This window comes from Kitasatospora sp. NPDC056783, assembly GCF_042789895.1.
Lineage (GTDB): Bacteria > Actinomycetota > Actinomycetes > Streptomycetales > Streptomycetaceae > Kitasatospora.
Window position 1 is genome coordinate 17,841 of record NZ_JBHUAF010000060.1, and the last position, 13,427, is coordinate 31,267.

Here is a 13,427-nt window from a genome sequence, read left to right on the forward strand (position 1 = left end):
CCGACCGGCCCGCCCGCGCGTCGGGCGGAACGCGGCGGGGCTCGTGCGGCACGACCGGATGTGCCGTACGAGCCCCGCGTCAGGGGTGCGCGGTCGCTCAGTTGTCGGCGAGCTGCGCCGCGAAGATCGCGTGGTCGAAGTAGGCCTTGGCCTCCTGGATCAGCCCCTCGCCGTTGAGCTGGTAGACGTTGATCCCCGACCAGTTGACCGGCTTGCCGGCGGTGGAGACGGCCGCACCGCGCCAGGACACGGCGGTGAACTCACCGACGTTGTGGGCCTCCAGCGGGGTCAGGCCGAGGAAGGGGTCGAAGTCGGGGATGACGGACGCGATGAACGCCCGGATCGCCTCGCGGCCCTGGAGCGGCTCGGTGCCCACCGGGTCGTGGAACAGCGCGTCCTCGGCGAAGGAGTCGGCCCAGCTGTCGGCGTCGCCCTTCCGGGAGGCCTCGAAGAACTGCAGGACGGCCTTGGGCATGGCGGGAGTGGTCATCAACGTGCCTTTCCGTGACGGTAGTCACTGATGGATGCCGGTCGGGTGGCAGTCAGCCGGCGAGCGGGTTGAGGCGGTCGTGGCGGCGCATCAGGGGGACGGCCGCCAGGCCCACGGCCACGAGGACCGTCTGGAGCACGCACACCCCGGCCCAGCCGTACGAGCCGAAGCAGACACTGGCCACCGCCGCCGAGATCGCTCCGCTGAGGAAGACCGCGACCATGTAGACGGTGTTGGCCCGGCTGCGGGCGTCGGGGACGTGGGCGAAGATCCTGGCCTGGTTGGCGATCTGGCTCCACTGCACCCCGACGCCGGCCAGCACGATGGCGACGATCAGGGAGGCGAGCACCGTGCCGCCCAGCGCGTAGGCGCCGGCCGAGAGCAGGGTGAGCAGCAGGGAGGCGATGATGATCGGCTGGGCTCCCTCGCGGTCGATGAAGCGCCCGGCCCAGGGCGCGGTCACCGCGCCGGCCAGGCCCAGCACCCCGAACAGGCCGGCCACCGCGCTGCTGTAGCCGTAGTGGTCGTTCGTCAGCACCAGGACGAGGGTCGTCCAGGTGGCGCTGTAGGCGCCGAACAGCGCGCCGTGCAGCACACAGGCGTGCCGGACGGAGGGTTCGTCGCGCACCAGCCGGGGCAGCGAGGCCAGCAGGCCGGTGTAGCTCATCGCCGGGCGCGCGCCCTCCTCGGGCAGCAGGTGGACGACGAGGGCGCCGGTGGCCGCGGTCAGCACGGCGGCCAGCACGTAGACCGCCCGCCAGCCCGCGGCCTGCCCGACGGCGCCGCCGATCACCCGGGAGCCGACGATGCCGGCCATCAGGCCGATCTGGACGTTGGCGACCACCGCGCCGCGCTTCTCCGGGGGCGCGAGTTCGGCGGCGAGCGGCACCAGCACCTGCGGGATCACGGTGGCGGCGCCGATCGCGGCGGTGGCGGCGGCCAGCACCCAGAGTCCGGGGGAGGCGGCGGCCAGCAGCAGGAGGACGACGGTGGCGGACAGCATCACACCGAGCAGCGGCCGCCGGCGCCGGACGTCGCCCATCGGGACCAGCAGCAGGATGCCGGCCGCGTAGCCGAACTGGGCGCAGGTGACGACGACGCCCGCCGAGGAGTGCGGGACCCCGAGGCTGTCGCCGAACAGCTTCAGCAGGGGCTGGGCGAGGTAGACGTTGGCGACGGTGGCCCCGCTGCACACGGCCATCACCAGGAACAGCGACGGGCGGACGGTGGCGCGGCGGGGTGGTCCCGCGACGTCGCGGTGGAGAACCGGAGTGTCTGTCATGACAGGTCCTTGGTCGCGCGGAGATGCGGAAAGCGGACAGGGGTGAACAGGCCGGACCGGAGTGAACAGGCCGGACCGGAGTGAGCGGGCCGGGCGGGGTGAGCGGGCCGGGCGGCAGCCGGTCGACCCGGGGGCGGCACGGTCAATTTTCTACACCAACCAGATGGTTTAATTCAACCAGTTGGTTTTTTCAGTCGCCCCGCATAAACTGATCGATCCCCCACCCGACCGCAGTCCCCGCCGCCCGAGATCCGAGGATGGGCCATGACCTCACGTTCCGAGCAGACCCGGACCCGCATCTACCGAGCCGCGCTGGCCGAGTTCGCCCAGTACGGCGTCGCGGGCGCTCGCGTCGACCGGATCGCCCGCGAGGCCCAGGCCAACAAGCAGGCCATCTACCTCTACTTCGGCGACAAGGAGACGCTCTTCGCCACGGTCCTCGAACGGACCCTGGGCGAACTGGCGGCCGCCGTTCCGCCGCCCACCGCCACGGGGACGGTGAACGTCGCCGACTACGTCGACCGGCTGTTCACCTACCACCAGGAGCACCCCGAGGTGACCCGCCTGCTGCTCTGGGAGGCGCTGGAGTACGGCGACCGGCCCGTTCCCGACGAGGAGTCACGGCGGGAGCACTACCAGCGGAAGGCCGCCGGCCTGAACAGCGTGCGCACCGCCGCCTCCGAGCAGATCACCGCGATCGACGCGCCGACGCTCCTGCTGATCTTCACCGGGCTGGTGGGCTGGCCGCTGGGAGTCCCGCAGGTCCGGCGCATGATCGTCGGTCAGGAGGAGGACGCCCTGGACCGCGTGAAGGCCGCCGTCATCGCCGCCGCCGTGGCCATCGCCGGCCAGGAGTAGGCCGGCCACCCGGAACGCGCCGAAGCTCCCGCGGCCACCGCCGCGGGAGCTTCGTACCGGACCCGCCCCGCCGGGGCGGCCGTCAGGCGAGGGTGACCTCCACCGGCAGCCTCTTGATGCCGTTCACGAAGTTGGAGCGCACCCGCGGGACGTCACCGGCCAGCTTGATGCCCGCCAGCCGCGGGATCAGCTCCTCGAACATGATCCGGATCTCGGTGCGCGCCAGCAGGTTGCCCAGGCACAGGTGCGGGCTGCCCTTGCCGAAGGTGACGTGGTCGTTGTCCGTACGGGTGACGTCGAAGTCGTACGGGTTGCCGAAGACCTCCTCGTCCCGGTTGCCGGAGGCGAACCACATGACGACCTTCTCACCCTCCTTGATCCGCTTGCCGCCGAGCTCGACGTCCCGGGTGGCCGTGCGCCGGAAGTGGTAGACCGGCGAGGCCCAGCGCAGGAACTCCTCCACCGCGCCGGGGATCAGCGACGGGTCCTCCTGGAGGCGCGCGAGCTGCTCGGGGTGCTGGAGCAGCGCCAGCATCGAGTGGCTGATGGTGTGCCGGGTGGTCTCGTTGCCGGCCACGACCAGGAGCAGGAAGTAGTTGTCGAAGTCCTGCGCCGACAGCGGCACCCCGTCCTTCGGGGTCTCGTTGACCAGCCGGGAGATCAGGTCGGTGCCGGCGCCGCCGCGCCGCTGCCGGGCGAGCTCGCGGCCGTAGGCGAAGACCTCCAGCGAGGCGGGCGAGCGGAACGGCAGGTCGCGGTACTTCTCGCTCTCCTCGCTGTGCAGCAGGACGTCGGCGTAGTCCGGGTCGGTGTTGCCGATGATCCGGTTGCCCCAGTCGATGAGCTGCTGGTTGTCCTCCGGCGGCACGTCCAGCAGGCGGGCGAGGACGTTGATCGGGAAGTCGGCGGAGACCTCCTTGACGAAGTCGAAGGTGCCCTTGGCCAGGGCTGCGTCCAGCGTGTCGGCGGTCAGCCCGCGCAGGAAGTCGGCGTAGCTGTTGATCACGTTCGCGCCGAACTGGCGCTGGAGCAGGCTGCGCATGGCCCGGTGGCGGACGCCGTCCAGCTCCAGGATCGAGGCGCGCTTCTTGATCTGGTCGTCGTCGACCTCCTCCAGGTTCACGAACCTGGTGGAGGTGAAGGTCTCGGCGTCCCGGTCGACCCGGGCGATGTCGGCGTGCCGGGTGATCGACCAGAAGCCGGAGTTGGGCGCCTCCTCCTCCTGCCAGTGGACCGGGGCCTCGTGGCGCAGGGTGTGGAACATCCGCCACGGGGTGGTGCCGTCGGTGAAGTTGTCGAGATCGGCCAGGTTCACCTGGTCCAGGGGCATCGGCTCGTGGACGGCGCCGAAGGCGGGCGTGGTGGGCACGGCGGTCATGGGTTCGCTCCTCGGCGTTCTACAGGTGGTAGGCGTACTCGGTGAACTCCCAGTCGGTGATGTGCCGATGGAAGCGGGCGACCTCGTCGCGCTTGTACGAGAGGTAGGCGGTGGTGAAGTCCCGGCCGAGCACCTCGGTCAGGGCGGCGTCCGCCTCCAGCGCGTCGAGCGCGGCGGTCAGCGACGACGGCAGCAGGGGGGACTTGGCGGGGTCGTAGCCGTAGCCCTCCAGCGGGGCGGGGGGCTCGTCGCCGGCGACGACGCCGAGCAGCGCCGCCGCGAGGGTGCCGGCGATCAGCAGGTAGGGGTTCGCGCTGGCGTCCCCCAGCCGCAGTTCGAAGCGGCTGCCGGAGCCGCGCTCCGGCGGGACGCGGACCATGGCGCTGCGGTTGTCCAGCCCCCAGTCGACCAGCCAGGGGGCGAGGGTGTCGGGGCCGAACCGCTTGTACGAGTTGACGGTCGGGTTGGCCAGCGCGGCGAGCGCCGGGGCGTGGGCGAGGACGCCGGCCACCGCGTGCCGGGCGGTGGCGCTGAGTCCGTACGGCGCGGCCGGGTCCGCGAAGACGTTGCCGCCCTCCTCGTCCACGCAGGACAGGTGGAGGTGGAAGCCCGATCCGCCCGCGTCCTGGAAGGGCTTGGCCATGAAGGTGGCCAGCCGGCCTTCCTTGCGGGCGAGTTCCTTGACGGCGGACTTGAAGCGGAAGGCCCGGTCGGCGGCCGACATGGCGTCCGAGTGGGTCAGGTTGATCTCGAACTGGGAGCCGTCGAACTCGTGGTTGCCGTTGCTGACGCCGATCCCCAGGTCGCGCAGCAGGCGCAGGGTGCGCAGCAGGTGGTTGTCGCCGTCGGCGCGCAGTCCCGCGGTGTAGACGACGCCGCTGGCGTCGCTGTAGCGGCGCCAGCCGCGCGGGGTCCCGGACGCCTCGTCGCACAGGAAGTACTCCAACTCCGGCCCCACGACCGGGTGCAGGCCGTACTGCCGGCAGCGCTCGACCACGCCGCGCAGCAGGTCGCGGGGGGACTCGGGGGCGGGCCTTCCGGTGGCCGGGTCGGTGACGTCGCCGAGGCAGGAGGCGACTCCGGGCTCCCAGGGCAGGGCGGTCAGGGTGTCCAGGTCGGGGCGCACGCAGATGTCGGGCAGGCCGGCGTCCAGGCCGCCGGGGACGGGGACGACGTCGCCCTGGGGGCTGGTGTGGTAGACGGCCCGGCAGAAGGCGAGGCCGTGCTCGCAGGCCGAGGGCAGGTGGTCCAGCAGCACGTCCCGGCCCCGCTCGGTGCCGATGAGGTCGGGATAGGTCACCCGGACCACGTCGATGCCCTCGGCGGCCAGCCGTTCCTGGTGGTGGCGGACGGGTGGGGTGGTGGATGCGCTCACCGGTGTCTCCTGGGGGAAGTGGGGGCGCCTCCCCGCACTCGCGGCACGGGGGGAAGGAAACGCGGCGGCTTCGGACTGCGTGGGGATGCAGGATGCCGCTCGCTCACTGGTGGCAAACGGTAAGGACGCGGGTCACCCTCCCGCAAGGGGTGCGACACATAAATTTATCCATCTGGATAGCTATTGACCGCGGGGCTGCACGCTCCTACGTTATTTGACATCAAACGTTTTGGCGGCCTCGACCGCCGCTCGGCGTACGCCGCCCCCGGCCGGGACCCGGCCCCAGCGGGCCCGCGCCCCCTCCCCTCCCTTTTTCCCGACGTTCCCCCACAGCACCAGGAGGACCGGCCATGCAGGTCGTCGTCGACATGAACAAGTGCCAGGACCACGGCCAGTGCGTCTTCGCCGCCCCCGACGTCTTCCGCTTCGACGACGACGGGCACCTCGCCTACGTCGCCGACCCCGACGAGGCGCTGCGCGCCGACGTCGAGGAGGCCGCCGACGTCTGCCCGCTCCAGGCCATCCGGATCGAGGACTGAGCAGTGACCGCACCCATCGTCGTGGCCGGCGCCTCCATGGCCGGCCTGCGCGCCGCCGAACAGCTGCGCGCCGCCGGCTGGGACGGGCCGATCACCCTCGTCGGGGACGAGCCCCACATGCCGTACAACCGGCCGCCGCTCTCCAAGGAGGTCCTGGCCGGCAAGGCGACCTTCGAGTCGCTCGCCTTCCGGCCCCGCGCCGCCGTCGCCGACGTCGAGTGGCGCCTGGGCACCACCGTCACCCGGGCCGACCTCGACGGCCGCACGGTCGGCCTGGACGACGGCGAGACCCTGCCCTACCGCGGCCTCGTGGTGGCCACCGGCATGCGGCCCCGGCGGCTGCGCTGCCCCGGCCCGGTGGCCGGCCGGCACACCGTCCGCACCCTGGCCGACGCCCGGGGCCTGCGCGAGGCACTGACCGGGCCGGGCGTGCGCGTGGTCGTGGTCGGCGCCGGATTCATCGGCTGCGAGGTGGCCGCCACCGCGGTGGCCCTCGGCGCCGCCGAGGTCACCGTGGTCGACCCGATGCCGCTGCCCATGGTCGGCCCGCTCGGCGAACTCCTGGCCCGCGCGCTGCTCACCCGCCACGAACGCCGGGGCGTGCGCTTCGCGCTCGGCACCGGGGTGACCGGCTTCGAGGGCGAGGACGAGGTCACCGGGGTCGCCCTGGCCGACGGGCGGGTCCTGCCCGCGGACGTGGTGGTGGAGTCGGTCGGCTCCCTCGCCAACACCGAGTGGCTGGAGGGCAACGGCCTGGACCTGACCGACGGCGTGCTCACGGACGAGCACCTGCGGGCCGGCGGACGCCCCGAGGTGATCGCCGTCGGCGACGTCGCCCGCTTCCCCAACGCCCGCTACGACGGCGTCCCGCGCCGCGTCGAGCACTGGTCCATCCCCACCGACACGGCCAAGCACGCCGCCCGGGTGCTCACCGCCCACCTCACCGGCACCGACCACGGCCTGGAGCCATTCGCCCCGCTGCCGACCTTCTGGAGCGACCAGCACGACTTCCGGCTCCAGTCCTTCGGCTCCCCCGCCCTCGGCCGGGAGGACGTGCGCGTCCTGGAGGGCGACCCCGAAGGCGACGTCCTGGTCGGCTACCACCGGGACGGCCGTCTGGTCGGCGTCGTCGCCCTGGGCGGCCAGGGCGCCGCGGCCGCCGCCGCCCGCCACCGCGCCGAACTGCTCCGGCAGCCGGCTCCCCCGCAACCCGCCCCCACCGCGTAAGGAACCTCCAAGTGGCCAGTGTCCGTGGATACTTCCACCCCAAGACGGCGACCGGCGCCTCCTCGCTGATCCCCTCGCCGCCGTGGCGCTACTCCGGCGACCTGCTGACCATCGAGTACCGCACCGACCCGGCCCGGGTGCGCGAGCTGCTGCCCGAGCCGCTGGAGCTCGCCGACGAGGACCCGGGCGCCGTCGCGCTGATCTGGGCCGACTGGCAGTCCTGCTCCGCCTCCGGGCAGGAGCTGCTGGACCCGGTGCGCGCCCAGTACAAGGAGGCGTTCGCCGTCGTCCGCTGCACGTTCCAGGGGCAGACGTACAGCCGCTGCGTGTACATCTGGGTCGACAAGGACTTCGCCATCGCCCGCGGACTGCACCAGGGCTACCCGAAGAAGCTCGGCTCGATCCACCAGACCCGCCCCCACCCGTACGGGCCGGCCCCGCGCATCGAGGCCGGCGCCCGCTTCGGCGCCACCCTCGCCGCCGCGGACCGCCGCCTGGCCCAGGCCGTCGTCACCCTGCGCGAGCCGTCCGGGACCAACGGCTTCGTCAACGGCCACCCGATGGCCCACCACCGCTGGCTGCCCTCGATCGAGAAGGGCGGGGGCCTCGCCCTGGACGAGCTGGTCGCCTCCGGCGCCTCCTCCTTCGAGGCCGGGACGCCCTGGGTCGGGGACGCCGAGCTGGAGCTGTTCGAGTCGCCCACCGAGGAGCTGGCCCGGCTGGAGGTGCGCGAGCCGATCGCCGCCTACTACCGGCAGGTCGGGGTGGTGTGGGACGGCGGCAGGCTGCTCGCCGCCAACGCCTCCGGTGCCTCCGGTTCCGAGTGACCCCCCGCCGAACCCGCCCCTTCCGAGGACGCACGAGGAGCCCCAGGTCATGAGCGACCACACCACCACCGTCGCCGGCGTCGCCGTCGACACCCGGCACTGGATCGGCGGCGAGCGCGTCGCCTCCGCCGGGACCTTCACCGACGTCTCGCCCATCGACGGCACCGTCCTCGGCGAGATCGCCCGGGGCACCGCCGCCGAGGCCGGGGCGGCGGTCGCCGCCGCCAAGGCGGCCTTCCCCGGCTGGGCCGCCACCCCGCGCGAGGAGCGGGCCCGCCTGCTGCACGCGATCGCCGACGGCGTGGAGCGCCGGCTGGAGGACCTGGCCGTCGTGGAGACGGCCGACAACGGCGCCCTGCTGCGCTCGCACCGCCGCGGCGTCATGCCCCGGGTCGCGCACAACTTCCGGTTCTTCGCCGACTGGCTGCTGGAGCTCGCCCACGAGGACTTCGACACCCGCGGCCACACCAACCAGGTCAGCTGGGACCCGGCCGGCCCCTGCGTGCTGATCACCCCGTGGAACGCGCCGCTGATGCTGGCCACCTGGAAGGTCGCCCCGGCGCTGGCGGCCGGGAACACGGTCGTCCTCAAGCCCGCCGAGTGGTCGCCGCTGACGGCCTCGCTGCTCGCCGACGTCGCCGCCGAGGCCGGGCTGCCGGCCGGCGTCCTCAACGTGGTGCAGGGCCTGGGCTCCGAGGTCGGCGACGCCCTCACCGCGCACCCCGACGTGCGCCGGATCAGCTTCACCGGCTCGGTGCCGACCGCCAAGCACATCGCCGCCTCGGCCGCCGCCAACCTGACCCCGCTCAGCCTCGAACTGGGCGGCAAGTCCCCGCTGCTGGTCTTCGCCGACGCCGACCTGGACCTCGCCGTCGACCTCGCGGTGGAGCAGTACGACAACGCCGGCCAGGTCTGCCTGGCCGCCACCCGCCTCCTGGTCGAGGAGACGGTCGCCGAGGAGTTCACCCGTCGCTTCGTCGAGAAGGCCTCGCTCATCGTGCAGGGCGACCCGCGCGACGAGGCCACCGGCATCGGCCCGAACATCCACCCCCGCCAGCTGGAGAAGATCGACGGCTTCGTGCGGCGGGCGCTGGCGGCCGGCGCCACCGCCGAGATCGGCGGCAGGCGCCTGGACGGCCAGTACTACGCGCCGACCCTGCTCACCGGCGTCGCCCAGGACTCGGAGATCGTCCAGGAGGAGGTCTTCGGCCCCGTCCTGACCCTCCAGACCTTCCGCGACGAGGAGGAGGCCGTCCGGCTGGCCAACGACACCCGCTTCGGCCTGGCCGCGACCGTCGCCACCGGTGACCGGGACCGTGCCCGGCGCGTCACCGAGCGGCTGGTGGCGGGCACCGTCTGGGTCAACTGCTTCTTCGTCCGGGACCTCCGGGCCCCGTTCGGCGGCTCCCGCCACTCGGGCGTCGGCCGCGAGGGCGGCACCTGGAGCTTCGACTTCTACTGCGACGTCAAGAACACCGTCACCGCGCCGAAGGGATGGACGGACCATGGGTGAGATCGTCGGCGCGGGCCTGCTCGCCCACGTCCCCACCATCGTGCTGCCCGAGGAGACCAGGCTCCAGCTGAACGAGGGCAGGGAGATCACCCTCGTCACCGGTCTGCGGCAGCTGCGCGAGGACGTCTTCGCGCGCGACGACTACGACACCGTCGTCGTCCTGGACTCCCACTGGGCGACCACCGTCGAGTTCGTCGTCACCGCCCAGGACCGCCGGGCCGGGCTGTTCACCTCCGAAGAACTGCCGCGCGGCATGTGCCGGATGCCGTACGACTACCCCGGCGATCCCGAACTCGCCCGCAACATCGCCGGGTTCGCCGACCGGCACGGCACCTGGATCACCCCGATCGACGACGCCTACCTGCCGGTCTACTACGCCACGATCAACCTGTGGAAGTTCCTCGGCGAGGGTCTGGCGGACAAGCGCTGGGTGACCATCGGCGTCTGCCAGACCGGCGACATGGAGGACCACCTGCGCCTCGGCCGGGCCCTGGCCGACGGCATCGCCGCCACCCCCGGCCGCCGGGTGCTGCTGATCGCCTCCGGCGCGCTGTCCCACACCTTCTGGCCGCTGCGCGAGCTGCGCGACCACGAGTCCGGCGACCCGTCGCACATCTTCACCCCGCAGGCGCGCGCCGCCGACGAGGAGCGGATCGCCTGGTTCAGGGAGGGCCGTCACGACAAGGTCCTCGACACCATGGACGAGTTCCGGCGGTACAAGCCGGAGGCCCGGTTCTCCCACTACCTGATGATGGCCGGCGCCCTCGGCGAACAGGCCTGCGTCGCGAAGGCGCGCCAGTACGGCGCGTACGAGAACTCCATCGGCACCGGCCAGGTCCACCTCTGGTTCGACCGCCCCGCGAACGGCTGGACGGGCACCGGACCGCCCGGCGCCTCCGGCCCCCGCAACCCCCACAGCCTCAGCTAGAAAGGCCCCCGCCATGCCCGAGTACCGCCGCATCCTGCTCGACGGCGCCGCCGTGGAGACCGTGCGCGAGGGTGACGACCTGGTCGCCGGCGACGGCCGCCGCGTCGCGATCGAGGACGCCCACCACCTGCCGCCCGTGGTGCCGTCGAAGGTGATCGCCGTCCACCTCAACCACCGCAGCCGGGTGGAGGAGTTCCGGATCGGCCTGCCGGACACCCCGACGTACTTCCACAAGCCGACCTCCTCGCTCAACTCCCACCGGGGCGCGATCGTGCGCCCCGAGGGATGCAAGTGGCTCAACTACGAGGGCGAGGTCGCCATCGTCATCGGCCGCACCGCCCGCAACATCTCCCCGGCCGAGGCGGGCGACTACATCGCCGGCTACACCGTCGCCAACGACTACGGCCTGCACGACTTCCGGGACACCGACGCCGGCTCGATGCTGCGGGTCAAGGGCTCGGACACGCTGTGCCCGCTCGGCCCCGGACTGGTCACCGACTGGGACTTCCGCGGCAAGCGGCTGCGCACCTACGTCAACGGCGAGGTCGTCCAGGACGGCTCCACCGACGAGATGACCTGGGACATGCACTACCTGGTCGCCGACATCGCCCGCACCATCACGCTGTACCCGGGCGACGTGCTGCTGTCCGGCACCCCGGCCAACTCCCGTCCGGTGCGGCCGGGGGACGTCGTCGAGGTGGAGGTCGAGGGGCTCGGCCGGCTCACCAACCGCGTCGTCACCGGACCGACCCCGGTGCGCACCGACGTGGGGGCGCAGCCCACGGAGTCGGAGGAGGTCCTGTCCACCGCCCTCGGCGGCGACTGGGAGTTCCGCGGCATCCGGCCGCCGAAGCGCTGACCGGTGGGCCCCGGTAGGGTCGCCACCATGACCGACCCCGTCGAACGCGTGCACGACCAGGAGCCCGTGGCGGGCGCCGACACCTCCGCCGCGGCCGAAGCCGGCCGGCCCGTCCGCAAGCGCGGCGCCCGCAAGCGCGTCACGAACTACGGGACGGGCCGGACGGCCCTGCTGGACGCCGCCGTGCGCGTGGTGGCGCGGGGCGGTCTGCGGGCGCTCACCTACCGGGCCGTCGCCCAGGAGGCCGGGGTCACCCACGGTCTCGTGGTGCACCACTTCGGTTCGCGCGACGCGCTGATCGAGGAGGCCGTCGCCCATGCCGTCCACTCCTCGCTGAGCACCAGCGCGCTCGGCGCCGGCACCGGCCGCCCGGCCGACTTCTCCGCCGGCCTGGCCGACATGGTCGAGAGCGGACCCGAACTCCAGGTCTTCCAGTACGAGTTGCTGCTGGAGGCACGGCGCCGTCCGGAGCTGCTGCCGCACCTGCGCGGCCTGTACGAGGAGTACTTCGAGGCCAGCCGGCGCGAGCTGGACCGGATCCTGCCCGGCCCGGTCAGCAACGGCACCTCGCGGCTGGTGTTCGCCGCGTTGGAGGGCCTGGTGCTGCACCAGCTGGTGTTCGGCGAGCGCGAGGCGACCGAGGAGGCGCTGGCCGAGCTCCAGGGCCTGCTGGCCCGGCTGGCGGCGGAGCCGAACGGCCGCTGACCGGGACTCCCCCCGCCGGACCCCTTGCCAAACGGATGGCCGCGCCCCACGATGAGGCAACTCGTTTGACCTGAAACGATTCCCCACTCCTCTCTGGCAGGTGATCCCTGTGGACAGTCGGACGACTTCCACGGACCGGACCGAGCGGGACGCCCCCACCACGTCCACGCTCAAGCCCAACGCCCTGGGCGTCCTCGGCATCCTCTTCTTCGTCCTGTCCGGCCAGGCCCCGCTGACCGGCATCGCGGGCGCCGCCCCGCTGTCCGTCGCCTTCGGCAACGGCTCCAGCACCCCCGCCGCCTACGTACTGGCCGGGGCGGTGATCCTGCTCTTCTCGGTCGGGTTCATCGCGATGGGCCGCCACGTCGTGGACGCCGGCGCCTTCTACACGTACATCGGCGCCGGCCTCGGCCGCACCGCCGGCGCGGGCAGCGCCGCCGTCGCCCTGTTCTCCTACTGCGTCATCCAGGCCGGGATGTACGGCCTGTACGGCTCGATCGTCAGCGGGCTCGTCGCCGAACACACCCCCCTCGACCTCCCCTGGTGGGTCTACACACTGGTGACGATGGCCGTGGTGCAGGCCCTCGGAGCCCTGGGCATCGAGATGGGCGCCAAGGTGCTGGCCGCCTTCGTGCTCGCCGAGTTCAGCATCCTGGCGCTCTTCGGCCTGGTCACCCTGGCCAAGGGCGGCGGCCCTGAGGGCCTCGGCCTGGCCGACAGCTTCTCCCCCTCCGCCGCGCTCCAGGGCGCGCCCGGCGTCGCCGTCATGTTCGCCCTGGCCTCGATGTTCGGCTTCGAGGCCACCGCCATCTACGGCGAGGAGGCGAAGAACCCCAAGAAGACGGTGCCGCGCGCCACCTACCTCTCGGTGACCGTGGTCACCGGCTTCTTCGCCCTCACCTCCTGGACGCTGATCTCCTCGTACGGCGCCTCGAAGGCCCCCGCGGCGGCGGGCAAGGCACTGGAGGCCGGGGACTCCGCCGGCTTCGTCTTCGCCCCCGTCACCGACCTGTTCGGCGGCTGGCTCGGCGGCGTCCTGCCGGTGCTGCTCGCCACCTCGCTGTTCGCCGGCGTGCTGACCTTCCACAACTCCGCCGGCCGCTACCTGTTCTGCCTCGGCCGGGACGGCCAACTGCCCGCGCAGCTCTGCCGGTTGAACCGCAAGCACGCCCCGGCGGCGGCCGGCCGGGTGCAGACCGTCATCGCCGTGCTGCTGGTGGTGCCCTTCGCGGTGGCCGGCAAGGACCCGGTGCTCAGCCTCTTCTCCTGGTTCAGCGGGCTCGCCGTGCTGGCGATGATGCTGCTCTACCTGCTGACCTCGGTGTCGGTCGTGGTGTTCTTCCGCCGCCGACGGCGGGGATGCCGGGACGCAGGGTGCCAAGGCCGGCGGGCGTGGCGGTCAAGTGCTGGTGGAGCACCGCGATGGCGTCGCCGGTGAAGGGCGGG

General features: G+C 72.7%; 13 protein-coding genes. 9 read left to right on the forward strand and 4 right to left on the reverse strand.

The annotated features are described in order from the left end of the window. Positions 1 to 97: 97 nt before the first annotated feature. Both ACFRMQ_RS12270 and ACFRMQ_RS12275 read right to left on the reverse strand, forming a co-directional pair. The gene (locus ACFRMQ_RS12270; RefSeq protein WP_380729809.1) at positions 98 to 490 is read right to left on the reverse strand and encodes a nuclear transport factor 2 family protein; all 393 of its coding nucleotides are present in this window, start codon (positions 488 to 490) and stop codon (positions 98 to 100) included. A 52-nt stretch (positions 491 to 542) separates the two neighbouring features. Further along, on the reverse strand, positions 543 to 1,772 hold the full coding sequence (locus ACFRMQ_RS12275) for an MFS transporter (protein WP_380729811.1): 1,230 nt from the start codon (positions 1,770 to 1,772) through the stop codon (positions 543 to 545). A 264-nt stretch (positions 1,773 to 2,036) separates the two neighbouring features. Here ACFRMQ_RS12275 and ACFRMQ_RS12280 point away from each other — a divergent pair, with 264 nt between their 5' ends. Then, entirely contained in the window at positions 2,037 to 2,630 is a 594-nt protein-coding gene (locus ACFRMQ_RS12280) for a TetR/AcrR family transcriptional regulator (protein WP_380729813.1), read from the forward strand. A gap of 82 nt (positions 2,631 to 2,712) precedes the next feature. Here ACFRMQ_RS12280 and ACFRMQ_RS12285 read toward each other — a convergent pair whose 3' ends face one another. Together ACFRMQ_RS12285 and ACFRMQ_RS12290 are read right to left on the reverse strand one after the other, a co-directional pair. Continuing rightward, positions 2,713 to 4,008 carry a cytochrome P450 gene (locus ACFRMQ_RS12285; RefSeq protein ID WP_380729815.1) on the reverse strand — a complete coding sequence of 432 codons (1,296 nt, stop codon included), beginning with the start codon at positions 4,006 to 4,008 and terminating at the stop codon, positions 2,713 to 2,715. Positions 4,009 to 4,027: 19 nt separating this feature from the next. Then, positions 4,028 to 5,383: a glutamine synthetase family protein gene (locus ACFRMQ_RS12290; RefSeq protein ID WP_380729818.1), complete on the reverse strand. Its 1,356-nt coding sequence runs from the start codon at positions 5,381 to 5,383 to the stop codon at positions 4,028 to 4,030. 350 nt (positions 5,384 to 5,733) lie between these two features. Between ACFRMQ_RS12290 and ACFRMQ_RS12295 the strand changes: the two genes are divergently transcribed. The 8 genes from ACFRMQ_RS12295 to ACFRMQ_RS12330 all read left to right on the forward strand — a co-directional run bounded on the left by ACFRMQ_RS12295 (position 5,734) and on the right by ACFRMQ_RS12330 (position 13,419). Further along, complete coding sequence (locus ACFRMQ_RS12295) at positions 5,734 to 5,922, forward strand: ferredoxin (RefSeq protein WP_380729820.1); 189 nt, start codon at positions 5,734 to 5,736, stop codon at positions 5,920 to 5,922. Positions 5,923 to 5,925: 3 nt separating this feature from the next. Further along, entirely contained in the window at positions 5,926 to 7,149 is a 1,224-nt protein-coding gene (locus ACFRMQ_RS12300; protein WP_380729822.1) for an NAD(P)/FAD-dependent oxidoreductase, read from the forward strand. Positions 7,150 to 7,160: 11 nt separating this feature from the next. Continuing rightward, positions 7,161 to 7,976: an acetoacetate decarboxylase family protein gene (locus ACFRMQ_RS12305; RefSeq protein ID WP_380729825.1), complete on the forward strand. Its 816-nt coding sequence runs from the start codon at positions 7,161 to 7,163 to the stop codon at positions 7,974 to 7,976. A gap of 49 nt (positions 7,977 to 8,025) precedes the next feature. Continuing rightward, complete coding sequence (locus ACFRMQ_RS12310; protein WP_380729828.1) at positions 8,026 to 9,489, forward strand: aldehyde dehydrogenase; 1,464 nt, start codon at positions 8,026 to 8,028, stop codon at positions 9,487 to 9,489. Beyond that, complete coding sequence (locus ACFRMQ_RS12315) at positions 9,482 to 10,417, forward strand: 3,4-dihydroxyphenylacetate 2,3-dioxygenase (RefSeq protein ID WP_380729830.1); 936 nt, start codon at positions 9,482 to 9,484, stop codon at positions 10,415 to 10,417. The genes ACFRMQ_RS12310 and ACFRMQ_RS12315 overlap by 8 nt, the downstream gene beginning before the upstream one ends. Positions 10,418 to 10,430: 13 nt before the next feature. After that, positions 10,431 to 11,276 carry a fumarylacetoacetate hydrolase family protein gene (locus ACFRMQ_RS12320; RefSeq protein WP_380729832.1) on the forward strand — a complete coding sequence of 282 codons (846 nt, stop codon included), beginning with the start codon at positions 10,431 to 10,433 and terminating at the stop codon, positions 11,274 to 11,276. 27 nt (positions 11,277 to 11,303) lie between these two features. Beyond that, on the forward strand, positions 11,304 to 11,981 hold the full coding sequence (locus ACFRMQ_RS12325) for a TetR/AcrR family transcriptional regulator (RefSeq protein WP_380729834.1): 678 nt from the start codon (positions 11,304 to 11,306) through the stop codon (positions 11,979 to 11,981). Positions 11,982 to 12,090: 109 nt separating this feature from the next. Continuing rightward, positions 12,091 to 13,419 (forward strand): APC family permease, encoded by a 1,329-nt coding sequence (locus ACFRMQ_RS12330; protein WP_380729836.1) that lies wholly within the window; start codon positions 12,091 to 12,093, stop codon positions 13,417 to 13,419. Positions 13,420 to 13,427 lie beyond the last annotated feature (8 nt).

What these genes read in the sequence shown, in the direction of transcription:
- ACFRMQ_RS12295 (WP_380729820.1), top strand. Translation starts at nt 5,734, where the DNA reads ATGCAGGTCGTCGTCGACATGAACAAGTGCCAGGACCACGGCCAGTGC.
- ACFRMQ_RS12275 (WP_380729811.1), bottom strand. Translation starts at nt 1,772, where the DNA reads ATGACAGACACTCCGGTTCTCCACCGCGACGTCGCGGGACCACCCCGC.
- ACFRMQ_RS12280 (WP_380729813.1), top strand. Translation starts at nt 2,037, where the DNA reads ATGACCTCACGTTCCGAGCAGACCCGGACCCGCATCTACCGAGCCGCG.
- ACFRMQ_RS12285 (WP_380729815.1), bottom strand. Translation starts at nt 4,008, where the DNA reads ATGACCGCCGTGCCCACCACGCCCGCCTTCGGCGCCGTCCACGAGCCG.
- ACFRMQ_RS12315 (WP_380729830.1), top strand. Translation starts at nt 9,482, where the DNA reads ATGGGTGAGATCGTCGGCGCGGGCCTGCTCGCCCACGTCCCCACCATC.
- ACFRMQ_RS12325 (WP_380729834.1), top strand. Translation starts at nt 11,304, where the DNA reads ATGACCGACCCCGTCGAACGCGTGCACGACCAGGAGCCCGTGGCGGGC.
- ACFRMQ_RS12320 (WP_380729832.1), top strand. Translation starts at nt 10,431, where the DNA reads ATGCCCGAGTACCGCCGCATCCTGCTCGACGGCGCCGCCGTGGAGACC.
- ACFRMQ_RS12270 (WP_380729809.1), bottom strand. Translation starts at nt 490, where the DNA reads ATGACCACTCCCGCCATGCCCAAGGCCGTCCTGCAGTTCTTCGAGGCC.
- ACFRMQ_RS12310 (WP_380729828.1), top strand. Translation starts at nt 8,026, where the DNA reads ATGAGCGACCACACCACCACCGTCGCCGGCGTCGCCGTCGACACCCGG.